19 protein-coding genes and 1 tRNA gene are annotated in these 25,077 nt (G+C 65.5%); 11 read left to right on the forward strand and 9 right to left on the reverse strand.

From position 1 onward, the window contains the following. Positions 1-142: 142 nt before the first annotated feature. Positions 143-646 (forward strand): SRPBCC domain-containing protein, encoded by a 504-nt coding sequence (locus QRM95_RS19260; RefSeq protein ID WP_285249038.1) that lies wholly within the window; start codon positions 143-145, stop codon positions 644-646. Here the strand turns inward: QRM95_RS19260 and QRM95_RS19265 are convergent. Beyond that, positions 643-1,683, reverse strand: a complete 1,041-nt coding sequence (locus QRM95_RS19265; protein WP_285249039.1) for a LacI family DNA-binding transcriptional regulator — start codon at positions 1,681-1,683, stop codon at positions 643-645. The genes QRM95_RS19260 and QRM95_RS19265 overlap by 4 nt on opposite strands. Positions 1,684-1,685: 2 nt before the next feature. Beyond that, positions 1,686-3,428, reverse strand: a complete 1,743-nt coding sequence (locus QRM95_RS19270) for a glycoside hydrolase family 13 protein (RefSeq protein ID WP_502934985.1) — start codon at positions 3,426-3,428, stop codon at positions 1,686-1,688. A gap of 151 nt (positions 3,429-3,579) precedes the next feature. Here QRM95_RS19270 and QRM95_RS19275 point away from each other — a divergent pair, with 151 nt between their 5' ends. Further along, a complete protein-coding gene (locus QRM95_RS19275; RefSeq protein WP_502934986.1) occupies positions 3,580-4,977 on the forward strand; it encodes an FAD-binding oxidoreductase in 1,398 nt (465 codons plus the stop codon). A 3-nt stretch (positions 4,978-4,980) separates the two neighbouring features. On the opposite strand, the gene QRM95_RS19280 is transcribed toward QRM95_RS19275, so the two are convergent. From QRM95_RS19280 to QRM95_RS19295, 4 genes are all read right to left on the reverse strand, one after another. Next, on the reverse strand, positions 4,981-6,399 hold the full coding sequence (locus QRM95_RS19280) for a DUF4032 domain-containing protein (RefSeq protein WP_285249042.1): 1,419 nt from the start codon (positions 6,397-6,399) through the stop codon (positions 4,981-4,983). A gap of 127 nt (positions 6,400-6,526) precedes the next feature. After that, the gene (locus QRM95_RS19285; RefSeq protein ID WP_018762103.1) at positions 6,527-7,609 is read right to left on the reverse strand and encodes an ABC transporter ATP-binding protein; all 1,083 of its coding nucleotides are present in this window, start codon (positions 7,607-7,609) and stop codon (positions 6,527-6,529) included. A gap of 219 nt (positions 7,610-7,828) precedes the next feature. Continuing rightward, a complete protein-coding gene (otsB, locus tag QRM95_RS19290) occupies positions 7,829-8,665 on the reverse strand; it encodes a trehalose-phosphatase (RefSeq protein ID WP_285249043.1) in 837 nt (278 codons plus the stop codon). Next, complete coding sequence (locus QRM95_RS19295) at positions 8,655-10,157, reverse strand: alpha,alpha-trehalose-phosphate synthase (UDP-forming) (protein ID WP_285249044.1); 1,503 nt, start codon at positions 10,155-10,157, stop codon at positions 8,655-8,657. The genes otsB and QRM95_RS19295 overlap by 11 nt, the downstream gene beginning before the upstream one ends. Before the next feature lie 178 nt (positions 10,158-10,335). On the opposite strand from QRM95_RS19295, the gene QRM95_RS19300 reads away from it, so the two are divergent. The 5 genes from QRM95_RS19300 (at position 10,336) to QRM95_RS19320 (ending at position 15,543) form a co-directional block, all read left to right on the forward strand. After that, entirely contained in the window at positions 10,336-11,223 is an 888-nt protein-coding gene (locus tag QRM95_RS19300; protein ID WP_285249045.1) for a DsbA family protein, read from the forward strand. 150 nt (positions 11,224-11,373) lie between these two features. Beyond that, positions 11,374-11,447, forward strand: a tRNA-Thr gene (locus QRM95_RS19305). A 118-nt stretch (positions 11,448-11,565) separates the two neighbouring features. Next, positions 11,566-11,991 carry a ChaB family protein gene (locus tag QRM95_RS19310; RefSeq protein WP_285249046.1) on the forward strand — a complete coding sequence of 142 codons (426 nt, stop codon included), beginning with the start codon at positions 11,566-11,568 and terminating at the stop codon, positions 11,989-11,991. 84 nt (positions 11,992-12,075) lie between these two features. Then, on the forward strand, positions 12,076-14,247 hold the full coding sequence (locus tag QRM95_RS19315) for an elongation factor G-like protein EF-G2 (RefSeq protein WP_285249047.1): 2,172 nt from the start codon (positions 12,076-12,078) through the stop codon (positions 14,245-14,247). A gap of 42 nt (positions 14,248-14,289) precedes the next feature. Continuing rightward, positions 14,290-15,543: an MFS transporter gene (locus QRM95_RS19320; RefSeq protein WP_285249048.1), complete on the forward strand. Its 1,254-nt coding sequence runs from the start codon at positions 14,290-14,292 to the stop codon at positions 15,541-15,543. Between the two features lie 114 nt (positions 15,544-15,657). Here the strand turns inward: QRM95_RS19320 and mmsB are convergent, their stop codons facing one another. The 3 genes from mmsB to chvE form a co-directional block, all read right to left on the reverse strand. After that, positions 15,658-16,938, reverse strand: coding sequence for a multiple monosaccharide ABC transporter permease (gene mmsB / locus QRM95_RS19325; RefSeq protein WP_285249049.1), 1,281 nt, complete (start codon positions 16,936-16,938; stop codon positions 15,658-15,660). A gap of 4 nt (positions 16,939-16,942) precedes the next feature. After that, on the reverse strand, positions 16,943-18,472 hold the full coding sequence (gene mmsA / locus QRM95_RS19330) for a multiple monosaccharide ABC transporter ATP-binding protein (protein WP_285249050.1): 1,530 nt from the start codon (positions 18,470-18,472) through the stop codon (positions 16,943-16,945). Positions 18,473-18,571: 99 nt separating this feature from the next. Next, positions 18,572-19,699, reverse strand: a complete 1,128-nt coding sequence (chvE, locus tag QRM95_RS19335) for a multiple monosaccharide ABC transporter substrate-binding protein (RefSeq protein ID WP_285249051.1) — start codon at positions 19,697-19,699, stop codon at positions 18,572-18,574. A gap of 269 nt (positions 19,700-19,968) precedes the next feature. Between chvE and araB the strand changes: the two genes are divergently transcribed. Genes araB through QRM95_RS19355 form a run of 4 tightly spaced genes read left to right on the forward strand, consistent with a single transcriptional unit; the run spans position 19,969 to position 25,014 of the window. Then, on the forward strand, positions 19,969-21,717 hold the full coding sequence (gene araB, locus QRM95_RS19340) for a ribulokinase (protein ID WP_285249052.1): 1,749 nt from the start codon (positions 19,969-19,971) through the stop codon (positions 21,715-21,717). Continuing rightward, a complete protein-coding gene (locus QRM95_RS19345) occupies positions 21,714-22,442 on the forward strand; it encodes an L-ribulose-5-phosphate 4-epimerase (RefSeq protein WP_285249053.1) in 729 nt (242 codons plus the stop codon). The genes araB and QRM95_RS19345 overlap by 4 nt, the downstream gene beginning before the upstream one ends. Positions 22,443-22,469: 27 nt before the next feature. Then, on the forward strand, positions 22,470-23,990 hold the full coding sequence (araA, locus tag QRM95_RS19350) for an L-arabinose isomerase (RefSeq protein ID WP_285249054.1): 1,521 nt from the start codon (positions 22,470-22,472) through the stop codon (positions 23,988-23,990). Positions 23,991-24,042: 52 nt separating this feature from the next. Next, positions 24,043-25,014, forward strand: coding sequence for a LacI family DNA-binding transcriptional regulator (locus QRM95_RS19355; RefSeq protein WP_285249055.1), 972 nt, complete (start codon positions 24,043-24,045; stop codon positions 25,012-25,014). Positions 25,015-25,077 lie beyond the last annotated feature (63 nt).

Below are 25,077 nucleotides of genomic sequence, written 5' to 3' on the forward strand. Positions count from 1 at the left end.
AGCCCTTCAGCTTTCAAGACACGGAACCCGTTTCACCACGAACCACGGAGAGCCGGTAAAATCGCAACCCCCGCTCACTTCTTGCGCGTTGTCCGGTAACGCCCGCTCACCTCTGACAGCCCCCCGGGTAGAGTTGTTCCCCATGAGCAGCATCTTCAGCCATGCCCAGGACCCCTTCGAGCCGGATGGAAAGCCCGGTGCCGAATCCCTGGAACCGGTGGTCAACACGGTGGTGGTACCCGGACCCGTAGCCCGGGCATTCGCGGGCTTCACGGACCACACCCATCTGTGGTGGCCGCTGGAGCCGTATGGCGTCTACGGGGCAGCGTCGTACGTCGAATTCGAAGAGAACCTGATCCTCGAGACGTCAGACGACGGACGCACCAGCATCTGGGGAACGCTTGATGACTGGCAGCCGCCGCTCTCCTTCCACACCACATGGCACCCCGGCACCACTGCAATGTGGTCCACCGAGCTTCTGGTGGCCTTCCGCGCGGTTGACGGAGGCACGGAGGTCCGGGTGGTCCATGACGGCTGGGAGGGCGCCGAGGACCCTGCTGCCGTCCGGGGACATTACCTGCAGGCCTGGCCCGTAATCCTCGACAAGTTCGCCCGCTTCATGGGCGCCGCAGACCCGGCGAACTAGTTCAGGGCCGGCGGTACCGCCGTGCTGGTGCGGATCAGGAACTCGGTGGGGTACTCCTGGTCCTGAACCGGTGAAGGCGGCTGACCGCCGACGGAATCCTTGCCGGCGTTCAGCAACGCCAGGGCGGTTTTGGCCGCCAGGTTGCCTTGTCCGCGCGGATCCTGCTTGATGGTGGTGAGGCCAAACGTCTCGCTGAGCTCATGTCCGTCCATGCCCACCACCGAGAGATCCTGCGGGATCTGCAGCCCGAAGTCGCGCGCGGCAAGCATGATCCCTATGGCCATCTCGTCGGACGCGGCGAACACAGCGGTGGGTCGTTCCGCGGATGTCCCCAGCAGCTGGCGCCCCACGGCGTACGCGCCCTGGATGGTGAAGTCCGCGTTCACCACCCACTCGTCCCGGACAGGCAGGCCTGCTTCGGCCATGGCTGCGGCAAAGCCTTTCTGCCTTAGCTTGGGAAGCTTGAAGTCCCGGTTCAGCCCTGCATCCCCGGTGATGTGGGCAATCCGGGTATGGCCAAGCCGGATCAGGTGGCCGGCCGCGCCCCTGGCAAGGCCTTCGTCGTCGATGCGGATGGTGGAGGCGCCCCGCAGGACGCCCCCAATGCCCACAATGGGACGATGGACCGCCAGCAACTGGCCTATTTCGTCCTCGCGAAGGACCAGTGCCACTGCGATGACGGCGTCCAGGCGCTTGCGCAGCAGGAAGTCGTTCAGGATGCTGCTGCGCCGCTCGGGTTGCTCCCCCACGTTGTACAGGGTGAGGTCATACCCGGCGTCCAGGAGGGTTTCCGAGACCCCTTCCAGTACGGAGGAGAAGTACCAGCGCTGGACGTTGGGCACCACCAGCCCAATGTTGCGGTTGCGGCCGGACGCCAGGCTTGATGCGTGGTACGACGGAACGAACCCCAGCTCCCTGGCCGCTTCCTGCGCCAGACGGCGGCTTTTCGACGAGACATTGGACTTGCCGCTCAGGGCCCTCGAAACGGTGGCCACGGACAGGCCGGCCCGGCTGGCAACTTCTTTGATGCCTGCCAACGTCAGTCTGCCGTGGTGTCAGGTCCAAGCTGCAACCAGGCAGTCTCGCCGGATGCGAGGGCATGGCCCGTGGATCCCGGCAGGCTGCGAAGGAGGACGTGGCCGGCCGGCATCTCCAGCGGCTCATGGTTCAGGTTCATAAGCACCAGCGTAGTGCCGTTCACATAGCCGAGTGAGGATCCGGTGCACCAGTCCTCTGCCCAGGACAGGGATCCCCGGCCCAGATCGAGTTCCCGGCGCCGCGCCAGGGCTTCACGGTACAGGGCCAGGTGCGACGACGGTGACTCCGCCTGCACGTCCCGGGCAAGTTCAGCGAAGGACGACGGAATCGGCAGCCAGGGATCGTTCCCGGAGCCGAAACCCAGGTGCCGGTCGTCGGCACGCCAAGGCAGCGGAACACGGCAGCCGTCGCGGCCAAGGCGCTGGCCGTTGGTCCGGGCGAAGGTCGGGTCCTGCCGCAGATGGCCGGGGATGTCGATGCCGTCAGGCAGCCCCAGCTCTTCCCCCTGGTAGAGGTAGGCGGCCCCGGGCAGGCCCAGCATGAAGAGTGAAGCGGCCGCTGCGCGGCGCCGTCCCAGGTCCTCGTCCGGCTGGGGATCGCCGGTCCCGATGCCGTCGCCGTCACGCGGGCCGTGGCCGTTGTAGCCAAACCGGCTGGCATGCCGGACTACGTCGTGGTTTGAGAGGACCCAGGTACTCGGGGCACCGACGCCGTCCAGGACTGTCAGCGAGTCCGTGATGACTGACCGAAGCCGGTAGACATCCAGTCCGGCGTGGAGGTACGGGAAGTTGAATGCCTGGTGCATCTCGTCAGGCCGGACCCAGTGGGCCAGCCGGTGGAGGTCAACACTCGCCTCTGCACACAGAATCCGGTCAGGGCCGTATTCGTCCAGGATCTGCCGCCATCTCCGGTAGATGTCGTGGACGGCGGGTTGACCGAACATGGGTGCCTCATGGCCCGGGTAACCGTCGCAGCTGCCGCCGTCGGCACGGCCGCCCCATGCCGGCAGGCCCGGTGCCTTGACCAGTGCGTGGGCCACGTCCACCCGGAAGCCGGAGACGCCGCGGTCCAGCCAGAACCGGAGCACCCGCTCGAATTCTGCGTGAACCGCCGGGTTGTCCCAGTTGAAGTCCGGCTGGGAGGAGTCGAAGAGGTGCAGGTACCACTGGCCGGGCTCGCCGTCAGGTTCCACCACGCGCGTCCAGGCAGGACCGCCGAAGTGGGACTGCCAGTTGTTCGGAGGTTCCTGGCCTTCCGGGCCGGTCCCGTCCCGGAAGATGAACATGTCCCGCTCGGGGCTTCCGGCGGGCGCTGCAAGGGCTGCCTGGAAGGCGGGGTGCTGGTCCGAGCAGTGGTTGGGTACCAGGTCAACGATGACCCGCAGCCCGAGCCGATGCGATTCTGCCATCATGACGTCGAAGTCGCCCAGGGTGCCGAAGATCGGGTCCACATCGCAGTAGTCGCTGACGTCGTAGCCGGCATCGCGCTGCGGCGACCGGTAGAAGGGCGAGAGCCAGACGGCGTCCACGCCCAAGCCTGACAGGTGCGGCAGTTCCTCGGTGATCCCCGCCAGGTCGCCCACGCCGTCGCCGTTCAAATCACGGAATGAACGGGGATAGACCTGGTAGATCACGGCGGACCGCCACCAGCCGGGAATGGCGTCCTCGGCGTGGATCAGCGTCAATGGACCGGCAACGCTTGCAGTGTCCTGGGTCACAGTTTCGACAGACATGACAGTCAGCATAGCGGCTGGGGGCCGTAAAAATGAAAACGCTTCCATAACGTCCAGGCAAGCTTGTTGCTGTCGAAGGCGGGCGTTGCGCGCAACAATCTGGAAGCGATTGCATGCCCCGGAATGCCGGAGCGGCCAAGCGGGCGGCGCCTAGACTTGGTGGATGTGTCCGACGACGGGTGGAGGCTTTGTGGGAAGCATTGTTGAGCAACTGGAAGCCGTCTTGGCGCCCGGGCAGCTGGAACGCGGCGAGGCTGCGCTCCACCGCTACGCCATTGACCAGGCACCGGTCCTGGACTTCCAGCTACCCCTGGCCGTCGTGTTCCCCGAGTCCGTGGCCGACGTCCAGGCGGTAGTGCGGGCCTGCGCGGCCGGGGGAGTGGCGATCGTACCGCGCGGTGCCGGTACAGGAGTGTCCGGCGGGGCGCACGCCACCAGGAACTGCATTGTCCTCTCGCTGGAGCGGATGAACCGGATCCTTGCCCTGAACCCGGACGACGAAACGGCCGTGGTGGAGGCCGGCGTCGTCAATGCCGTCCTCAATGAGGCCGCCGCGGTGCACGGCCTCATGTACGCCCCGGACCCCGCAAGTTTCCGCAGCTCCACCATTGGCGGCAACGTAGCCACCAATGCCGGCGGCCTTCGCTGCGCCAAGTACGGGGTCACCAGGGACTCGGTCCTGGCCTTGGACGTCGTGCTGGCTGACGGCTCCCTGATCCACACCGGCCACCAAACCTTCAAGGGCGTGGCGGGCTACGACCTCACGGGCCTCTTCGTGGGGTCCGAAGGAACACTTGGGATCGTCGTCGGCGTCACGGTGCGCTTGAAGTACCTGCCCCGGGAAGTCCACACCGTTGCTGCGTTCTACCCGGACTTCAGGCTCGCCGCCGCAGGGGTCCTGGCCGTGGGCAAGGCGCGCGTCCAGCCGGCCATCATGGAGTTGCTCGACGGCGGCACCCTGGCCCAGCTGGATGACATCCACGGCTCGGACCTAACGGCACGCGGAAAGTCCCTGCTCCTGGTTCAGACAGACGGGTTTGGAGCGGCCGCCGAAGCGGACGTTGTACGCCAGGTCCTCAGGGCAGGTGGTGCCACGGTTACCACCGAGGCCAGTGCCGAAGCGGAACGGCTGGTGGAGCTCCGGCGGCACAGCCGGGGCACCGAGGTGGACGATGAATTCCGGGTGGGTGAAGACGTTGCTGTGCCTCGGTCCCGGCTGGTGGACTACGTGGCGGCGCTCGAAGCCCTCGCAGCCACCCAACGGGTGCACCTCAAAGTGGTGGCGCATGCCGGTGACGGCAACCTGCACCCCACCTTCTGGATCGACCGGCAGGGGGACAGCGTTGACGCCGACGCCATGGAACGCCTCCAGGCTGCCCTGGATGAGTCGATCACGGCAGCGTTGGCCATGGGCGGTACCATCACCGGGGAGCATGGCATAGGCCAGTACAAGCTGCGCTGGCTGGGCCAGGAGCAGCCAGCGCCGGTCCGGGAACTGCAGCACCGGATTAAGGGCTTGTTCGACCCTGCCGGAATCCTCAATCCCGGGAAGGCGATCTAGGGTTCAGTCGTCCGAGTCCGGGTATTCGTCGTCCGACTCATCGGCACCGTACCGGGACTCGTCGCTTTCCACCTCAAGGATCTTCAACATCTCGGTGTCGGGGTTCAGCATGATGGCTGCCTCGTCCCGCCGGTGCCGGAGGATCGAGTCGATGTAGGACTGCACGGCCTCGGCCAGCGGGATGTGGCGTTCCTGCTTTTCCGACATGTACCAGCGGTGTTCCAGTACTTCGTGGACCACCTCGGCGTGCTCCAGCTTGCCGGAAAGATCGCGCGGGATGGAGCGGACAATCGGCTCGAAGATCTGGCTCACCCACAGGTGGGCGCTGTATTCCTCGTCCATCTCCGGATTGTTGTCTGCCCGGAAGGAGTCCATGTCGTTGAGGAGCCGGCGGGCCTGGTTTTCCTGCGCGTCCAGGCCGGTAAGCCGCAACAGCCGGCGCTGGTGATGTCCGGCATCGACCACTTTGGGCTGCAGTTGGATGGTTGAGCCGTTCTGCGTGGTCTTTATGGCGTATTCCTCGACGTCGAAGCCGAGCTCGTTCAGGCGCCGGATCCGGGCTCCCACCCGCCAGCGCTCGCCAAGTTCGAAGGATTCCTTCTCCGTCAGTTCCGCCCACAGGCGCCGGTAGCTGTCCATGATCAGTTCACTGGTGGCGACCGGGTCCACTTTCTCCTCGATCAACCCGCCATCGAGCAGGTCCATCAGTTCACCGGCGATGTTCACCCGGGCAATCTCGAGATCGTATTCGCGCTGGCCGGTGGACAGGTCCGGGTAGAGCTCGCCGGTTTCCGCGTCCACCAGGTAGGCGGCGAAAGCGCCGGCATCACGGCGGAACAGGGTGTTGGACAGGGAGACATCGCCCCAATAGAAGCCGATGAGGTGCAGCCGGACCATCAGGAGGGCCTGGGCGTCGATGAGGCGGGTCAGCGTGTCCTTGCGCAGCATCTGCGAAAACAGTGCGCGGTAGGGCATGGAGAACTTCAGGTGGCGGGTCACCAGGACCGGATTGAGCGGGCGCCCGTCCGGGGTGGTGCGTCCGGTGATCACGGCCACGGGCTCCACGCAGGGGACGTCCAGCCGGGCCAGCTTGCGGAGCATGTGGTACTCGTGGCGGGCCACGTGCTCGGACGTTTCCTTAATGGCGATGACCGAGCCGCCCAGGTGGGCGAAGCGCACGATATGCCTGGAAATACCGCGGGGGAGTGCGGCCAGGTACTGTGCGGGCCACTCCTCCAAGGCAATGTGCCACGGCAGGTCCAGCAGTTCCGGGTCGGCCGCTGCGGCCGTGATGTTCAGCGACGACGCTACCGAGGCCGCCTTGTTGTCGTCGGCGCTGGCCGCCACGAACCGCGGCAGTTTACCGATCTGCGCGTAGTCGGTGGGTTCGTCGTGCCACTGGGCGCTGTTTTCCTCGGTCATGGGTCAATTCTTCCGTACGCAGGGCAAGGACGATAAATCTTCGTTAAAGCCCGACGGCGGCCCGCACCTTGATGAAAGGGTGCGGGCCGCCGTCGGTTCCGTGGCTAAGGCCGCTGAGTGCGTGGGATTAGTCGCCCAGGCGCAGGCCGGTCTTGGTGTCGAACAGGTGCACGTGGCCGGACTGCGGGCGGACGTAGATGACCTCGCCCTTCATCGGAGGACGGCGGCCGTCGACGCGGGCCACGATGTCGTGGTCCTTGCCGTCGAGCGTGGTGTGTCCGTAGACGTAGGCGTCGGCGCCGAGTTCTTCGACGACGTCGACCTCAACCTTCAGGCCCTCACCCTGCGGAGCAGTTTCAAGGTCTTCGGGACGGGAGCCCAAGGTGACCGTGGAGCCGTGTGCCTCTTCGAGGACGTCGCGCGGCACGGGGTACACGGTGCCGCCGAACTGCACGCCGCCGTCGACGACCGGAAGTTCCAGGAGGTTCATGGCGGGGGAGCCGATGAAGCCGGCAACGAAGACGTTCTTGGGACGGTCGTAGAGGTTGCGCGGGGTGTCAACCTGCTGCAGCAGGCCGTCCTTCAGCACTGCCACGCGGTCGCCCATGGTCATGGCCTCGACCTGGTCGTGGGTCACGTAGACGGTGGTGACGCCCAGGCGGCGGGTCAGCGACGCGATCTGGGTACGGGTCTGGACGCGGAGCTTTGCGTCCAGGTTGGACAGCGGCTCGTCCATGAGGAAGACCTGCGGGTTACGGACGATTGCGCGGCCCATGGCAACGCGCTGGCGCTGGCCACCGGAGAGGGCCTTCGGCTTGCGGTCCAGGTACTGCTCAAGGTCAAGGAGCTTGGCGGCTTCACGGACGCGTTCGGCGCGCTCTTCCTTGGAGACGCCGGCGATCTTGAGGGCGAAGCCCATGTTGTCCGCAACAGTCATGTGCGGGTACAGGGCGTAGTTCTGGAAGACCATGGCGATGTCGCGGTCCTTCGGCGGCACATCGGTGACGTCGCGGTCACCAATGAGGATGCGGCCTGCGTTGACGTCCTCAAGGCCTGCGAGCATGCGCAGCGAGGTGGACTTACCGCAACCGGAGGGTCCAACGAGGACCAGGAATTCGCCATCGGCGATGTCGATGTTGAGCTTATCGACGGCGGGCTTATCTGTGCCCGGGTACAGACGCGTAGCGTTATCAAAAGTAACTGTAGCCACAGTTATCAATCCCTTCACCGGCAGGTACGTGCCGGACGATCCGTTGTGAATGGTTCATGTTTATTCAGTTGTGTTCCAGCAAAGTGCTCCGGGTCATTGCCCGGAGCACTCAATGACGCCGCACGGTGTTTGTGCGCCACATCACATCAAAGAGTATGCCAGAGCCGGCGGTCTTTTGCGCAAATGTTACGAACGTCACACGCGGCGTTAGTCATTGCCTTAGCCGGAGGCGGACTCGGGATCTTCCTCAGCCACGGCGATGCTCCGCTCCTGCAGCAGCACCTCCAACAATTCGGCGATGTGCACAGGTGCTTCCACCCGGTACTGGGCCTGGGTGAAATCGAGGCCCACCTTGACCCCCACGTCGCCCGGCTCCAACCGGCCGAAAGCGTCCTCGTCCGTCACGTCGTCGCCCGCGAACAAGACGGCGGTGGCACCGGTGGCCTGCCGAAGGAAGGCGACGCCTTCGCCCTTGGAAGCATTCACCACCGAGGTTTCCAGGACACGCTTGCCCTCCTTCAGGAACACACCCTTGCGATCCTGCAGCGATGCACGGGCGTCCGCCACGGCGTCCTCGGCAACGTCGTCGTCAGCCTGGCGGGTGTGCAGGACGACGCCGGCGGGCTTGTCCTCCAGGGACGTTCCGGGGGCTTCGGCCACGATCTCGGCCAGCACCGCCCGGACTTCGGCGAGTAGCGCCTTCTGGTCCTCTTCCAGCGCCAGCTCGGTGGAACCCGGTCCCAGCCACGCTTCGGCGCCGTGGCTTCCGATGAGGAGGGTGTCCACCGGCGGCGACGCAACCTGCCGCAGGCTGGCGAGGGCGCGGCCCGAGATGAGTGCCGTCGTCGTCCGTGGAAGCACCGCAAGGCCCGCGAACGCTGCTGCCGAGCGTGGCAGCGGCCGCGCGTCCTGTGCGCTGTCCACGATGGGTGCCATGGTGCCGTCGAAATCCATGGCCACCAGCAGGTGCCCGGTTCCGGCGATCCGGCGCAGCGCCTCCCTCAGCTCGGGGGTCAATGCCAGCTGCCGCTTGGTGGGGCGGCCTTCATGAGTCATCGCGGACCACCTTTTCATTCAGTGCGCGAAGGAAGTCCGCGGACCAGTGGTCGACGTCGTGGTCCAGGATCTGGCGGCGCATGGACCGCATGCGGCGCGAGGCTTCCCGGGGCGTCAGTTCCACCGCGTTCATGATCGTGTTCTTCAGCCCTGCGATATCGTGCGGGTTGACCAGGAGCGCCTGCTTGAGCTGGTCCGCGGCACCCGCGAACTCGCTCAGGACCAGGGCGCCGTCATTGTTGTTCCGGGCGGTGACGTACTCCTTGGCCACCAGGTTCATCCCGTCCCGGAGGGCGGTGACCAGCATGACGTCCGCGGCCAGGTAGAGGGCCACCATTTCCTCCACCGGGTAGCTGTGGTGCAAGTAGCGGACCGCGGTGTTCTCGAGGGTGTCGTAGGTGCCGTTGATGTGGCCCACAGTCCCTTCCACCTCCTCGCGGAGGAGCCGGTACTGTTCCACCCGCTCCCGGCTGGGCGATGCCACCTGGATCAGCGTTGCCTCGCCAACGGTGAGCCGTCCGTCCGCCAGGAGCTCTTCGAAGGCCTTCAGCCGGTGGCGGATGCCCTTGGTGTAGTCCAGCCGGTCCACACCCAGCAGGATCGTCTTCGGGTTGCCCAGGTCCTGCCGGATCTGCCGGGCCCTTTCGATGATTTCGGGCCTGGCGGCGAGCTCGGTGATCTGCTTGACGTCGATGGAGATGGGGAAGGCCTGCGCCCGCGCAATGTGCGTGATCATGCCGTCCTGGCCCTTGACGTGCACCTGCTGCTGCTTGACGCTGGCACCGAGGAACCGGCGGGCGGAGCGCATGAAGTTTCCGGCGTCGCTGACGCGTTGGAAGCCCACCAGGTCGGCACCGAGCAGGCCGTCGATGATGGCCTGCCGCCACGGGAGCTGGGCAAAGATTTCCGGTGGCGGGAACGGGATGTGGTTGAAGAACCCAATCCGGAGATCGGGCCGCGCTTCGCGGAGCATTCGCGGAACCAGCTGCAACTGGTAGTCCTGGACCCAGACGGTGGCGCCGTGGTCCGCGTGCCGCACCACGGCGTCGGCGAACCGGCGGTTGACCTTGCGGTAGGCGTCCCACCAGGCCCGGTGGAATTCCGGCGGGGCGATGACATCGTGGTAGAGCGGCCAGAGGGTGGCGTTGGAGAAGCCCTCGTAATACAGCTCGACGTCGTCCGTGCTGAGCTGTACCGGGACCAGGTCCATCCCGCCATGGCTGAACGGTTTGACGGTTTCGTCAGGTGCTCCGTGCCAGCCCACCCAGGCGCCGTCCGTCTTGGTCATCATCGGTGCGAGGGCAGTCACCAGGCCGCCGGGGGACCGCCGCCAGCCGGATCCGTCGTCACCGCCGTCGGCGGGCGCCACGCGGTCAACCGGCAGCCGGTTCGAGACCACCATGAAGTCGTACTTCGTGTGCCCGGCATGGCTGGAATCGGTACCTGCGGCCTGTGCCGTGCCGGCGGGTTTTTCCTGGACGGGTGTTTGCATTGCGGCCCCCTGGGGTTGCTTGTGCCTCTAAGCCACACTAGCCGGACGGAATCATCGGGGCTATTCGTCCGTTGGTCAACCCGGAGGAATGGTTGAAACCGCAAGCTCCCAGATTTCTCCCCTAAAATGTGGGGGTGCCACCTAGTGGTCCCCCTTCGTCGACCGACCCAAGGAATTCATGAGCCCCGCAAACGAAGTACGTAAGTCCAAGGCTGAGCGAACCGCGGAGGCGCGGGAAAAGGCGCGCCTGATCCGTGAAGCACAGGCAAAAAAGGACAAGCGCAACAAGCTGCTGATCGGCTGGGGCATTGTCGCGGCTGTGGTGGCCATCCTTGTGGTGGTGGCCCTGGTGGTTACCAGCAGCCTGAAGCAGAATGCCCCGATTGCGGATCAGGGACCCACGCCGGCCAACGCCAACATCCATGGCGGCGTTACCTTGCTTGCCAACTCGGATGTGGCCAAGAGCGACCCGGCAACGGTGGACGCCAATTCCGTGGGCGATGCACCGAAGACTCCGCCGGCCGAGGTAGTGGCGCCGGGCGCGGAGGCGGAAGCCGGCAAACCGGTCAAGGTGGTCCTCTATGTCGACTTCATTTGCCCCATCTGCAAGAACTTCGAAACGCAGTACAACGACCAGCTCACGTCCCTGCGCAACGACGGCAAGATCACCGTGGAGTACCGGCCGCTGGGCTTCCTGGACAGCCGGTCCACCACCAACTACTCATCGCGTGCGGCCAACGCGGCAGCCTGCGTTGCCAACACGGCTCCGCAGAAGTACGCCGACTACTTCAACGCCCTGTACGCCCAGCAGCCGGCTGAAGGCAGTGCCGGCCTCTCGGACAACGACCTGAAGAAGATGGCATCCGACATGGGCGTGGACATCGGTTCCTGCGTGGATGACAAGACCTACCGACCGTACGTGAAGTACACGACGAAGGAGGCCTCGGCCATCGGCGTTACGGGGACGCCGACCGTCTTCGTTGACGGCAAGCAGTGGGGCAAGGGAGACAGCGCCCAGACGCCGTTCCCGGACTTCCTGCAGGCAGCCATCACCGCCAAGGGCTAAGGGCGGGAATCCTCGCAAGGGCCCGTTCCGGAACGTATCCGGGGCGGGCCCTTTCGGTGTCCGCTGCCGGTGTGGGCGGCGTTTTTACCCCCGGCGGGAGTTGGGCTAACCTTATCTAGCGCCTTGACGGCGCCGGCCCCCAGGGGCCATGCCTCCTTAGCTCAGTTGGCCAGAGCACCGCTCTTGTAAAGCGGGGGTCGTCGGTTCGAATCCGACAGGGGGCTCCGGTGCGAAGGCCCCGGCTCGAGGTTCCAGGAACTTCGGCCGGGGCCTTACTCTTCTCCGGGACTAAGCTGGATCCATCCCAATAATCAGCCTGCTGACTAAAGGAGGATGGGTGCCATGCCCAAGACCGGCAATAATGACCACGCCCGCCAGGAAGAACTGCCCTCGACCCTGCAGCGGTCCGGGCGAAAGGCGCAGGACACGTTCGCCAAGACCTACGATTCGGCCCTCGAGTCCTACGACCATGACGAGGAACGGGCGGCCCGCACCGCGTACGCGGCCGTGAAACACAGTTACGAAAAGGTGGGCGACCATTGGGAGCCAAAGGAGAAACGCGGTCCTTCTGACAAGCACGCCGAGGAGGGCGTGCGCTCAACCGAACCCACTGCCGGAGGCGTTGACGCCAACGCCTCCAAGGAACACCTCTACAAACTGGCCAAGGAACTGAACGTCAAGGGCCGCTCGACGATGGACAAGGCCCAACTGGTGGAGGCACTCCAAAAGGCGAACACCAAGGCAACCCGCAAAGCCCGCAGCAAATAGCTTATGCTCTTGCCGTCCCGCCGCCCAAGGTGTCGAATCAGAGGATACGTCCGGTCCGGCCGGCAATGATGCCAGGAGGTTCCCATGTCGGTGAAGAGCACCAAGGAGTCAGTGCGGGCGGCGGGCGGCAGGAACGGCCCCGATGCACGCCGGGCGGATCAAAACGCCGGCATTGCCGCCTCGGATCCGGGCCGGATCCGCAACGTGGCCCTGGTGGGGCACTCCGGCGCCGGAAAGACGATGCTGATCGAGGCCTTGCTCGCCGCAAACGGCATGATCACCCGCAAGGGCTCCATCGTGGACGGAACAACCGTCAGCGACTCCGACCCGGCGGCTGTGCACCAGCAGCGCTCGGTCACGCTGTCCTTGGTGCCGCTGATGGTGGAGGACGTCAAAGTGAACCTGATGGATACCCCGGGCTACCCGGACTTCATCGGGGAGCTGCGGGCCGGGCTGCGCGCCTCCGATGCTGCCCTGTTCGTGGTCTCCGCGGTGGATGGTATCGACGCCACCACCACCGCGCTGTGGGGCGAGTGCGAACACGTGAGGCTCCCGCGCGCCGTCGTGATCACCCGGATGGACCATCCGCGCGCAGACTACGGGCGGACCCTGGCAGCCTGCCAACAAGCCTTCGGCGACGCCGTTTTGCCACTGTGCGTGCCAGTGCAGGGGGAGGGGGCGGACGCCTCTTTGCTGGGCCTGCTGTCCCGCGAGGTCACCGATTACTCGTCGGGTGACCCATCGCCAGCCACCCGCCCTGCTGACCCTGCCGAGCTCGAGGCAGCAGGGCCGGCCCGCGGAACCCTGATCGAGGGAATCATCGCCGAAAGCGAAGACGAGACGCTCATGGACCGCTACCTGGACGGTGAGGACGTCGACCCGGCAGCGCTCGCAAGCGACCTGGAAACCGCCGTCGCCCGCGGCTCGTTCTTCCCGGTGCTGCCCACATCCGCCGTCACCGGCCTCGGTACCGCCGAGCTCCTGGAACTGTTGGTCAGTGCTTTCCCGCCGCCGGGGGAGCGGAGCCTGCCGGACCTGACCGACCTCGCGGGAGAGCCTGCCGGAACCCTGTCCTGCGATCCGTCCGGTCCGCTTGCCGCGGAGGTGGTGCGGACATCCAATGATCCCTTCCTGGGCCGCATCTGCCTGGTGCGGGTCTTCTCCGGAACCCTGCGTGAGGATTCGCCCGTGCACGTGGGCGGCCACGGCCTGGCCGACCGGGGCCACCAGGACCACGACACCGACGAACGCGTGACCCATATCTACTCGCCACTGGGGGCCAGCCTGCGTCCCGTGCCTTACTGCGTGGCGGGGGACCTCTGCGCCCTGGCCAAGCTGGGGAGCGCCGAAACAGGAGACACCATTTCTGCACGGGACATGCCACTGCTGCTCGCCACCTGGGAAATGCCGGAGCCGCTGCTGCCGGTCGCCGTGGAAGCGGACTCCCGCAGTGACGAGGATGCGCTGGCCCGCAGCCTGGGCAGGATTGCGGCGGGCGATCCCACCCTGCGGGTGGACCGGAATGCCGAAACGCACCAGCTGGTGCTGTGGTGCATGGGTGAGGCGCATGCGGAGGTAGTGCTCGACAGGTTGCGCGAACAAGGTGTGAAACTCCACACCGTTGACGTGGTGACGCCGCTGCGGGAAACCTTCGCCGCGCCCGCCACAGGCCATGGCCGCCATGTCAAACAATCCGGCGGTCACGGCCAGTACGCCGTATGCGACATCGAAGTGGAACCCCTGGAACGCGGTGCGGGGTTCGAATTCGTGGATAAAACCGTGGGTGGCGTCATTCCGGGAACGTTCATCCCGTCGATCGAGAAGGGCGTCCGGGCACAGATGGAGCGGGGCGTCTCCGCAGGCTTCCCTGTGGTGGACCTGCGCGTGACCGTCGTGGGCGGCAAGGCCCACAGCGTGGATTCATCCGACGCCGCATTCCAGTCGGCGGGGGCCCTGGCGCTCCGCGAGGCTGCGGCCGCGGGAAAGATCCAGCTCCTCGAACCCGTGTCCGCGGTGGCCATCACTGTGTCGGACGAGCACGTGGGGACGGTCATGAGCGACTTGTCCGGCCGGCGCGGGCGCCTGACCGGCACCAATTCCTCCGGCCAGGGCCTCACCGAGATCAGTGCCGAAGTTCCGGACCAGGAACTCCTGAGGTACGCGGTGGAACTGCGCGCCTTGACCGCCGGCACCGGCAGGTTCCGCCGGCACTACCTGCGCCATGAACCGGTGCCATCGAATTTCAGCCCCTCCTGATCCCGCCCGGGCAGGAACTTCGCCAAGGAACGCCGGCCGCCCGTGAACGCCGCTACACGAAAAATCCAAAACATCTACCTGACGTTGACGCTGGGCAACACCCTCGCGGCGTCCTTTATCTGGGGCATCAATACACTGTTCCTGCTCGATGCGGGCTTGAACAACTTTCAGGCCTTCGCCGCGAACGCCTTCTTCACGGCAGGCATGGTGCTCTTCGAAGTACCCACCGGGGTGGTCGCGGACAGCTGGGGGCGGCGGGTGTCGTTCCTGCTGGGCACTGTCACCCTGGCCGGGTCCACCTTCCTTTACTACCTGCTCTGGCAGTTGCACGCGCCGTTCTGGTGGTGGGCGGCCGTTTCGGCGCTGCTGGGGCTCGGTTTTACCTTCTTCTCCGGCGCGGTGGAGGCCTGGCTGGTGGATGCTCTGCACTTCACCGGCTACGAGGGCACCCTCGAAGCGGTCCTGGGCCGCGGCCAGATGGTTTCCGGCATCGCCATGCTGGGCGGTTCGGTGGCAGGCGGGGTGATCGCGCAGGCCACCAACCTGGGGGTGCCGTTCCTGCTGCGCGTCGCGGTCCTGGTGGCCATGTTTGCCGTTGCGTTCCTTCTCATGCACGACGTCGGCTTCACGCCCGAGCGCTCGGCCCACCCGTTGCAAGCCACCCGGGCAGTCCTCCGGGCCTCGCTCGACGGCGGGCTGAGGAATCCGCCCGTGAGGTACATGATGCTGGCCGCGCCCTTTACCGAAGGCGTGGGCTTTTACGTCTTCTATGCCCTCCAGCCCTACCTGCTGCAACTGTTCGGCGATCCGAGGGCCTACGCCATTGCGGGCCTGGCCGCAGCCATTGTGGCCGGGGCCGACATTGTGGGCGGCTGGCTGGCGCCGCAGGTCCGGAAGCTGGTGCACCGGCGGACCACCGTGCTGATCGGCTCCAACATCATCAGCTCGGTGGTTTTGGTGGTGCTGCTGGCAACCAACGTCTTTTGGCTGGCGCTGGTGCTTCTGGCCCTCTGGGCAGTGGTGGCTTCCGCCGGCACCCCGGTCCGCCAGGCCTACCTCAATGACATGATCGCCTCCCAGCAGCGGGCCACCGTCCTCAGCTTCGCATCGCTCATGGGCTCAAGTGGCGGGGTGGTGGTGCAACCGTTGCTTGGCAGGGCGGCGGACCTTTACGGCTACCCTGCCTCCTTGGCCATGAGCGGGGTCGTGCAGTTGCTGGCGGCACCATTCATCCTGCTGAGCCGGCGGCGGCGCTCGCCGGCCGATGCCGGGGCGGGCCTGCCGGCCGCGCCCTGACCAGGTTGGGAAGCACACACCGGACGACATGCAGCGAAGGCCCCTGGCCACGGACGGTATGCGTCCGGGGCCAGGGGCCTTCGAAGAACTGCCTGCCGGTGGCAGAAGCCGGTATTACTTGACGCCGGCCTCCACCGGTTCGCTGGCCACCGGCGTCAGTTTCTCCGCGGTGGGCGGAGGAGTGGTCTTCAGCCTGAACCGTCTTCCAAGGTCGCTGCCGCCGCCGCTGCGGTTCTTGTTGAAGATGTCGAACCCGACGGCGATCAAGAGCACCAGGCCCTTGATCAGCTGCTGGTAGTCCGTGCCCAGGCCCAGGATGGACATGCCGTTATTGAGCACACCCATGATGAGTCCGCCGATCATGGCCCCGGCAACGGTGCCGATGCCGCCGGTGACGGCCGCACCGCCAATGAACGCCGCCGCGATCGAATCGAGTTCGAATCCGGTTCCGCCTGCCGGTTGGGCCGAGTTGAGCCGGGCCGTGAAGACCAGGCCCGCCAAAGCTGCGAGGACGCCCATGTTCACGAAGAGGCGGAACGTCACGGCCTTGGTCTTGATCCCGGACAGCTCAGCTGCATACAGGTTGCCGCCGATTGCATAGGTGTGCCGGCCAAACACGCTGTTGTTCATCAGTGCCGTGTACGCGATCACCAGGACAGCCAGGACCACCAGGACGATCGGCGTGCCCCGGTAGGACGCCAGCAGGAAGGTGATGATGAGCATCAGCAACGCGGTGAAAGCGGTTTTGATGACGAACCAGACCAGAGGCTCGCTTTCGAGATCGAACTTCTTGCGGATGCGGCGTTCCTTTAGGGCCTGGATCAGGAGTGCCACGGTGGCGCCCACGCCAAGGATGACCGTGAGCCATTCCAGTACTGACGTGCCGCCGGAGATGTCCGGGAGAAAGCCTCCGCCCAGGGCACGCAGCTCCGCAGGGAACGGCGTGATCTGCTGGTTCTTCAGGGTGATGAGCGTCAGGCCGCGGAAGATCAGCATGCCTGCGAGCGTGACGATGAAGGCCGGGATTCCCACGTATGCGATCCAGTACCCTTGCCAGGCCCCGACGAGCGCGCCGACCAGCAGGCACGCAGGGATTGCGGCCCACCATGGCCAGCCCCAGTGCACGATCATGACGCCGGCGACGGCACCGATGAATCCCGCCACGGAGCCGACGGACAGGTCGATGTGGCCTGCGATGATCACCATCACCATGCCGATGGCCAGGATGAGGATGTAACTGTTTTGGACCACCAGGTTGGTGACATTCTGCGGCTCGAGCAGGATCCCGCCCGTCAGTCCTTGGAACAGGAGGACGATCAGGATCAGGGCGACGAAGATGCCAACTTGGCGGAGGCGGCTTGTGAGGAATCCGAGCGACTCTCTTAGGGCTGACATTTCGCTATTCCTTCTCTTTGGTCATGTAATGCATCAGTGATTCCTGGGTGGCCTCGGCGATGGGCACTTCACCGGTGACATGGCCGGCGGCGAGGGTGTAGATGCGGTCGCAGATACCCAGAAGCTCGGGAAGTTCCGAGGAAATGACGATGACGGCCTTTCCTTCGGCCGCGAGCCTGGCAATGATCGTGTAGATCTCATACTTGGCGCCGACGTCGATGCCTCGGGTGGGTTCATCAAGGATGAGGACGTCCGGGTCGGAGAACATCCACTTGCTCAGGACCACCTTCTGCTGGTTGCCGCCGGAGAGCTTTCCGGTGATGGCGGCGACGGAGGGTGCCTTGATGTTCATGCTGGTGCGGTAGCCGTTAGCTACCACGGTCTCCTGGTTTTTGTCGACGAATCCGCGCTTCGCGAGCTTGCGCAGCGATGCCAGCGAGATATTGCGCTTGATGTCCTCGATCAGGTTCAGGCCGTAGTGCTTGCGGTCCTCCGTGGCGTAGGCAATGCCGTGCCTGATCGCGTCCGAGACGGTGGACGTATTGATCTCCTCGCCGTACTTGTAAACCTTGCCTGAGGTGGCCGTCCCGTAGGTGCGGCCAAACACGCTCATGGCCAGTTCCGTCCGGCCGGCGCCCATGAGCCCGGCAAGGCCCACGACTTCGCCCTTCCTGACGTGCAGGTTGGCGTTGCTGACTACCATGCGGGCGTGGTCCTGCGGGTGGCGGACGGACCAGTCTTCGATCCGGAGGACTTCCGCGCCGATGTTCGGCTCGCGTTCCGGGTAGAGGCTCTCCAGGTCGCGGCCCACCATGCCGCGGATGATCCGTTCCTGGGTGATCTGGCCTTCGTCGAGCCGTAGGGTCTCGATGGTCTTGCCATCGCGGATGATGGTGACGGCATCCGCCACCTTGCGGATCTCGTTGAGCTTGTGGCTGATGATGATGCTGGTGACGCCTTGGCCCTTCAAGTGGAGGATCAGGTCCAGCAGGTGGCCGGAGTCCTCGTCGTTGAGGGCGGCTGTGGGCTCGTCCAGGATGAGCAGCTTCACTTCCTTGGACAGCGCCTTGGCGATTTCCACGAGTTGCTGCTTGCCCACGCTGATGTGCTGCACGGGAGTGACGGGATTCTCGTCCAGTCCCACGCGGGCCAGCAGTTTTGCTGCCTCCAGGTTGGTCTTCCGCCAGTCCACCCATCCCTTGGTGGCCTGTTCGTTGCCGAGGTAGATGTTCTCGGCGATGGAAAGGTACGGGCTCAGGGCGAGTTCCTGGTGGATGATCACGATGCCCCGCTTCTCGCTGTCCGAGATGCTGGAGAAGTTGCAGGGTTCGTTTTCGAAGAGGATTTTCCCGTCGAACGTGTTGTGCGCGTATACGCCGGACAACACCTTCATGAGCGTTGATTTTCCGGCGCCGTTTTCACCGCAGATGGCATGGACTTCTCCACGGTTCACATCAAGGGTGACATCCTGCAGCGCCTTCACGCCCGGGAATGTCTTGGTGATTCCTCGCATTTGAAGAATGGGTGTGTTCATCGTCAATTCCCACTGACTGGTCGAATCTTGGCCTTCCTGCTGCTGCAGGAGGTTGCGGGAGGGGCTGCGGCCGGACGGCCGGCCGCAGCCCCCGACTGCCTATTTGACGTCGGCGTCGGTGTAGTAACCCGAGTCGATCAGTTCCTTCTTGTAGTTGTCCTTGGTGATGATCACGGACTTCAGCAGGTAGGCCGGGACAACCTTGACCTTGTTGTTGTAGGTCTTGGTGTCATTGGTTTCCGGTTCCTGGCCCTTGAGGACGGCGTCCACCATCTTGACGGCCTGGGCGCCGAGCTGCCGGGTGTCCTTGAAGATGGTGGAGTACTGCTCGCCGGCAATGATCGACTTCACGGAGCCCTTCTCGGCATCCTGGCCGGTGACCACCGGCAGGGTTCCCTTGGCGTAGCCGCCGGTGCTGGTGAGGGCCGAGATGATGCCGATGGACAGTCCGTCATAGGGGGACAGGACGCCGTTCAGCTTGGTGCCTGAGCTGTAGGCGGACGTGATGATATCCTCCATGCGCTTCTGCGCCACGGGTGCCTGCCAGCGAAGGATCGCGGCCTGCTCGAACTTGGTCTGGCCGCTGGGGACCTTCAGGGTGCCGGCATCCATGTACGGCTTGAGGGTGTCCATGGCGCCGGTCCAGAAGAAGTTGGCGTTGTTGTCGTCAGGGCTTCCGGCGAAGAGTTCGACGTTGAACGGACCCTTGCCGTCCACTTTCTTGCCACTGGCGTCAAGGAGGCCCAGGCCGGTCAGCAGCGAGGTGGCCTGCTGGACGCCGACCGTGTAGTTGTCGAACGTGGTGTAGTAGTCCACGTTCGGGGTGCCGTTGATGAGGCGGTCGTACGCGATCACTTTGACGTTCTGCTCCTTGGCCTTGGCCAGGACATCGGTCAGGGTGGTGCCATCGATGGCGGCGATGATCAGCGCTTTGGCGCCCTTGGTCAGCATGTTTTCGATCTGCGAGACCTGGGTGGGGATGTCGTCATTGGCGAACTGGAGGTCTGTCTTGTAGCCGAGGTCCTTGAGCGACTTCTCGACGTTGGCGCCGTCGGCAATCCAGCGCTCGGATGTCTGTGTGGGCATTGAGATCCCAACCAGCGAGTCGGCGGGCTTCGCCGCGCTGCTGGATTCGGTTGCCGCGCCACGTGAGCCGCAACCGGTGGCGCCCACCGTCAGCGCGAGGACAAGGGCCACCGCGCCCACGATTTTTTTGATTCTCACCATTTTCTCCTTCCGCGGCAGCACTGCCGCGAAGTGTTATTGGACGAGGCAGCAGCGATGCTCCCTGGTCCTGGCCACATTGTTGATGTGTCGGTTCAATATAGACTGATTTGTGAACGCTAACAAGAGGCAGCTATCAAGTGCATGAACCTGCTTCAATTTCATTGACTTCTGCTTTGTTAGCGTTCACACTTGCTGCAGCGCTTAGCTCGACCGTGACCCCTAGACAACCCCGGCAATGAGGCCCCTGCCTCCCGGGCGGAGGCAACCGAATGCCAGATACATCCTTCAGTTCCAACCCTGACCACTGCGTCGTCGGCGTGGATTACGGAACACTTTCCGGCCGTGCCGTGGTGGTGCGTGTCCGCGACGGGAAGGAGCTCGGCAGCGCGGTCCATGCGTATCCGCACGCCGTGGTCACCGACGTCCTGCCACGTGACACAGCGGGCGACGACGGCGCGCGGCTTCCCGGGGAGTGGGCGCTCCAGGTGCCCAACGACTACCGGGAGGTGCTTCGCACTGCCGTCCCGGCAGCGGTGGCTGACGCCGGGATCGACCCGGCGGCCGTCGTCGGTATTGCCACGGACTTCACCGCCTGCACCATGGTGCCTGTCATGGCCGACGGCACCCCGCTGAACGAACTGCCGGGCTATGCCAACCGGCCGCACGCGTACGTGAAGCTGTGGCGCCACCACGCGGCGCAGGGGCAGGCCGACCGGATCAACCGGCTCGCCGCCGAACGGGGCGAGGACTGGCTTCCCAGGTATGGGGGGCTGATTTCCTCGGAGTGGGAATTCGCCAAGGGGCTGCAGCTTCTGGAAGAGGACCCCGAGGCCTACGCCGCAATGGACCGCTGGGTGGAGGCGGCGGACTGGATCGTCTGGCAGCTGTGCGGCAGGTATGTCCGCAATGCCTGCACGGCCGGCTACAAGGGCATCTACCAGGACGGGCGCTACCCCTCGGAGGATTTCCTGGCTGCCTTGAACCCGGAGTTCAAGGACTTCGTCAGCTCCAAACTCGAGCACACCATCGGTCGGCTGGGTGACGCCGCCGGCACACTGACCGCGGAGGCCGCAGCCTGGACCGGGTTGCCGGAGGGCATCGCCGTGGCGGTGGGAAACGTTGACGCCCATGTGACTGCCCCGGCAGCGAAGGCGGTGGAACCCGGCCAGCTGGTGGCCATCATGGGCACCTCCACCTGCCACGTCATGAACGGCACGGAACTGCGTGAAGTACCGGGAATGTGCGGGGCCGTTGACGGCGGCATCGTTCCCGGCCTGTGGGGCTACGAGGCGGGCCAGTCGGGCGTGGGAGACATCTTCGGCTGGTTCACGAAATACGGAGTCCCGCCCGAATACCACCAGGCGGCCGAAGCTGCCGGTCTGGGGATCCACGAATACCTCACCGAACTGGCCTCGCGGCAGGCCATCGGGGAGCACGGGCTGATAGCCCTGGACTGGCATTCGGGCAACCGGTCGGTCCTGGTGGACCACGAGCTCTCCGGCATCGTGGTGGGCCAGACGCTCGCCACCAGGCCCGAGGACACCTACCGGGCGCTTCTGGAAGCCACAGCCTTTGGAACGCGCACCATCGTGGACGCCTTCCGCGACGCCGGGGTTCCGGTCAAGGAATTCATCGTGGCCGGCGGCCTGCTCAAGAACAGGCTCCTAATGCAGATCTACGCAGATGCCACCGGCCTGCAGCTTTCCACTATCGGCTCGGAACAGGGCCCGGCCCTGGGGTCGGCGATTCACGCCGCCGTCGCAGCGGGAGCATACGCGGACATCCGCGAAGCCGCAGCCGCCATGGGCGCCGAACCCGGGGAGCTCTACACGCCAATCCCGGAAAACGTGGCCGCGTACGAGGAACTCTTCCAGGAGTACAAAACCCTCCACGACTACTTTGGCCGCGGCAGCAACGACGTGATGCACCGGCTTAAGGCCATCCAGCGACGGGCCGCCAGTACGGTGCTGCCCCGTACCGGGTCCGCCGTCCCCTCTGTCGTGGAAGTGTCCGCATGAGCGTCCGGCAAGGAACCGAAGCCGCAATCCTGGAAACCATCGCCCGGATCCGGGAAGACGTATGCGCCCTGCACGCTGAGTTGACGCGGTACGGCCTGGTGGTGTGGACTGCGGGCAACGTCTCGGCCCGGGTGCCCGGCACCGACCTGATGGTCATCAAGCCGTCCGGCGTCAGCTACCAGGACCTGACCCCGGAGCAAATGGTCGTGACCGACCTGCACGGCACGCCGGTGAGGGGCACCAACGTTGGTGGCGGGGGCACCGTCGATTGGGGCAACCCGCCGCTCTCGCCGTCGTCCGACACCGCCGCGCACGCCTATGTGTACCGGCACATGCCCGAGGTGGGCGGTGTGGTGCACACGCACTCCACTTACGCCACCGCGTGGGCTGCACGGGGTGAGGCCATCCCCTGTGTGCTCACCATGATGGGCGACGAGTTCGGCGGCTCTATCCCGGTGGGCCCGTTCGCGTTGATCGGCGACGATTCGATCGGCCACGGCATCGTGGAAACCCTCAAAAACTCGAACTCACCGGCGGTCCTGATGCAGAACCACGGCCCCTTCACCATCGGCAAGGACGCCCGCTCCGCCGTGAAGGCCGCCGTGATGTGCGAGGAAGTGGCCCGCACCGTCCATATCTCGCGGCAGCTGGGTGAACCCCTCCCAATCGACGCAAGCCATATCGACTCGCTCTACGCCCGGTACCAGAACGTCTACGGGCAGTAAACCCCCAAACCTTCAACAGGAGTACGCATGAACACCGCAGCAAACACCACCCTGGACGGCTACGAGGTCTGGTTCCTCACCGGCAGCCAGCACCTCTACGGCGAAGAAGTCCTCAAACAAGTGGCCGCCCAATCCCAGGAGATCGCCAACCAGCTCAACGCCTCCGCCACCGTCCCGGTGCGGATCGTCTGGAAGCCGGTCCTGACCGACTCCGATGCCATCCGCCGGACCGCGCTGGAAGCGAACGCCGATGACTCAGTCATCGGCGTGACGGCCTGGATGCACACCTTCAGCCCTGCCAAGATGTGGATCTCCGGCCTGGATCTGCTGCGCAAGCCTCTGCTGCACCTGCACACCCAGGCCAACCGCGACCTGCCCTGGGCGGACATTGACTTCGACTTCATGAACCTGAACCAAGCCGCGCACGGTGACCGGGAGTTCGGGTACATCCAGTCCCGCCTGGGCATTGCCCGGAAGACCGTCGTCGGGCATGTCTCCAACCCCGAGGTGGCACACCAGGTGGGGTCCTGGCAGCGCGCCGCTGCCGGCTGGGCCGCCGTCCGCACCCTGAGGCTCACCCGCTTTGGCGACAACATGCGCAATGTTGCCGTCACCGAAGGGGACAAGACCGAAGCCGAGCTGCGGTTCGGCGTTGCGGTGAACACCTGGTCCGTCAACGAACTCGCGGACGCCGTGCACGGCGCGGGGGAGGCCGACGTCGACGCCCTGGTGGCCGAGTACGAGGACCTTTACGACGTGGCGCCGGAGCTCCGCGCAGGCGCGGCCAGGCATGAATCGCTGCGGTACGGCGCCCGGATCGAGCTGGGCCTGCGCAGCTTCCTTGAAGCCAATGGCTCCGCCGCGTTCACCACCTCCTTCGAAGACCTGGGGGCCCTCCGCCAGCTCCCCGGCCTCGCCGTGCAACGGCTCATGGCGGCCGGGTACGGCTTTGGCGCCGAAGGCGACTGGAAGACCGCCATCCTGGTGCGCGCCGCGAAGGTGATGGGTGCCGGCCTGCCCGGCGGGGCGTCCCTGATGGAGGACTACACGTACCACCTGGAACCGGGCGCGGAGAAGATCCTGGGCGCGCACATGCTGGAGGTCTGCCCCTCGCTCACGCGGTCGAAGCCGCGCCTGGAAATCCACCCGCTGGGCATCGGCGGCAAGGATGACCCGGTCCGGCTGGTGTTCGACGCCGACGCCTCCCCGGGCGTCGTCGTTGCCCTGTCCGACATGCGCGACCGGTTCCGCCTGGTGGCCAATGCCGTCGACGTGGTCCCCCTGGACCAGCCGCTGCCCAACCTGCCCGTGGCCCGTGCGCTCTGGCAGCCGAAGCCGGACTTCGCCACGTCCGCCGCCGCCTGGCTCACCGCCGGCGCCGCCCACCACACCGTACTCTCAACGCAGGTGGGCATGGATGTGTTCGAGGACTTCGCCGAGATCGCCAAGACCGAACTCCTGACCATCGATGAAGGCACCACCATCCGCCAGTTCAAGAAGGACCTGAACTGGAACGCCGCCTACTACAAACTCGCCGGCGGGATCTGATTCCGTGGCGCAGCCCGGCTCCCGGCCACGGCGACTGCCAAGGCTCGAGGACGTGGCGGGGCTGGCCGGGGTCTCGCACCAAACCGTTTCGCGGGTGGTCAACAACCACCCCAACGTCAGCAAGGAGACCCGGCACAAGGTGGAAGCGGCGATTGCCGAACTCGGCTACCGCCGCAACACCGCCGCACGCAGCCTGGTCACCCGGCGCTCGCAGACCATTGGCGTCCTGGGCAGCGAGTTGTCACAGTACGGCCCTGCCAACACCTTGCTGGGAGTCGAACGGGCCGCGCGGGACGCAGGATACTTCGTCAGCGTCGCTGCCCTGCGCGAGGTCACGAGGGACACCATCCTGGACGCCGTCAGGCACTTCCTGGACCAGGCGGTGGACGGGATCGTAGTGATTGTTCCGCACCTGGCCACGTTGGCGGCCTTGGCGGAAATCGCTATCGGGGTGCCGGTGGTGGCCGTCGGCCCCGACGGGAATGACGCTGTTGGCGGTGTCCGGGTGGACCAGCGCAAGGGAGCTGAACTGGCCGTCCGGCACCTCATTGCGCAGGGCCACCGCCGGATCGGGCATGTCGCCGGGCCGCAGGACTGGATTGACGCCGTGGCGCGGTCCGACGGCTGGCGGTCCGCCCTGGAGGCCGCCGGGCTCGAGGCGGATCTCCTGGTCGAGGGGGACTGGAGCGCTGGCACCGGCTATGCCATTGGCCGGCGGCTGGCGGCTGACCGGCGCGCCACGGCCCTCTTCGTGGGCAACGACCAGATGGCATTGGGGATCCTGCGCGCCTTCAACGAAGCAGGCCTGGGGGTGCCGAAGCACGTTTCCCTGGTGGGCTTCGACGACCAGCCCGAATCCGCATACTTCAGCCCCCCGCTGACCGTGGTCCGGCAGGACTTCGAAGAACTGGGCCGGCGCTGCATGGACATGATGCTCGCGGTGCTCGGCGGTGCGGAAGGGCCCCGGACGCTGGTGGTGGAACCTGAGCTCATCCTGCGCAGCAGCACGGCCCAGCCCTGCTGAAGGAGCAGGCAGGCGCCGGAATTAATCCGGGGGAGACCGCCGCGAAACGTGGCCACAACAATT

The sequence above is a fragment of the Pseudarthrobacter sp. efr-133-R2A-89 genome (genome assembly GCF_030209315.1).
Lineage (GTDB): Bacteria > Actinomycetota > Actinomycetes > Actinomycetales > Micrococcaceae > Arthrobacter.

What these genes read in the sequence shown, in the direction of transcription:
- QRM95_RS19260 (WP_285249038.1), top strand. Translation starts at nt 143, where the DNA reads ATGAGCAGCATCTTCAGCCATGCCCAGGACCCCTTCGAGCCGGATGGA.
- QRM95_RS19270 (WP_502934985.1), bottom strand. Translation starts at nt 3,428, where the DNA reads ATGCTGACTGTCATGTCTGTCGAAACTGTGACCCAGGACACTGCAAGC.
- QRM95_RS19275 (WP_502934986.1), top strand. Translation starts at nt 3,580, where the DNA reads ATGTGTCCGACGACGGGTGGAGGCTTTGTGGGAAGCATTGTTGAGCAA.
- QRM95_RS19280 (WP_285249042.1), bottom strand. Translation starts at nt 6,399, where the DNA reads ATGACCGAGGAAAACAGCGCCCAGTGGCACGACGAACCCACCGACTAC.
- otsB (WP_285249043.1), bottom strand. Translation starts at nt 8,665, where the DNA reads ATGACTCATGAAGGCCGCCCCACCAAGCGGCAGCTGGCATTGACCCCC.
- QRM95_RS19295 (WP_285249044.1), bottom strand. Translation starts at nt 10,157, where the DNA reads ATGCAAACACCCGTCCAGGAAAAACCCGCCGGCACGGCACAGGCCGCA.
- QRM95_RS19300 (WP_285249045.1), top strand. Translation starts at nt 10,336, where the DNA reads ATGAGCCCCGCAAACGAAGTACGTAAGTCCAAGGCTGAGCGAACCGCG.
- QRM95_RS19310 (WP_285249046.1), top strand. Translation starts at nt 11,566, where the DNA reads ATGCCCAAGACCGGCAATAATGACCACGCCCGCCAGGAAGAACTGCCC.
- QRM95_RS19315 (WP_285249047.1), top strand. Translation starts at nt 12,076, where the DNA reads ATGTCGGTGAAGAGCACCAAGGAGTCAGTGCGGGCGGCGGGCGGCAGG.
- mmsB (WP_285249049.1), bottom strand. Translation starts at nt 16,938, where the DNA reads ATGTCAGCCCTAAGAGAGTCGCTCGGATTCCTCACAAGCCGCCTCCGC.
- mmsA (WP_285249050.1), bottom strand. Translation starts at nt 18,472, where the DNA reads ATGAACACACCCATTCTTCAAATGCGAGGAATCACCAAGACATTCCCG.
- chvE (WP_285249051.1), bottom strand. Translation starts at nt 19,699, where the DNA reads ATGGTGAGAATCAAAAAAATCGTGGGCGCGGTGGCCCTTGTCCTCGCG.
- araB (WP_285249052.1), top strand. Translation starts at nt 19,969, where the DNA reads ATGCCAGATACATCCTTCAGTTCCAACCCTGACCACTGCGTCGTCGGC.
- QRM95_RS19345 (WP_285249053.1), top strand. Translation starts at nt 21,714, where the DNA reads ATGAGCGTCCGGCAAGGAACCGAAGCCGCAATCCTGGAAACCATCGCC.
- araA (WP_285249054.1), top strand. Translation starts at nt 22,470, where the DNA reads ATGAACACCGCAGCAAACACCACCCTGGACGGCTACGAGGTCTGGTTC.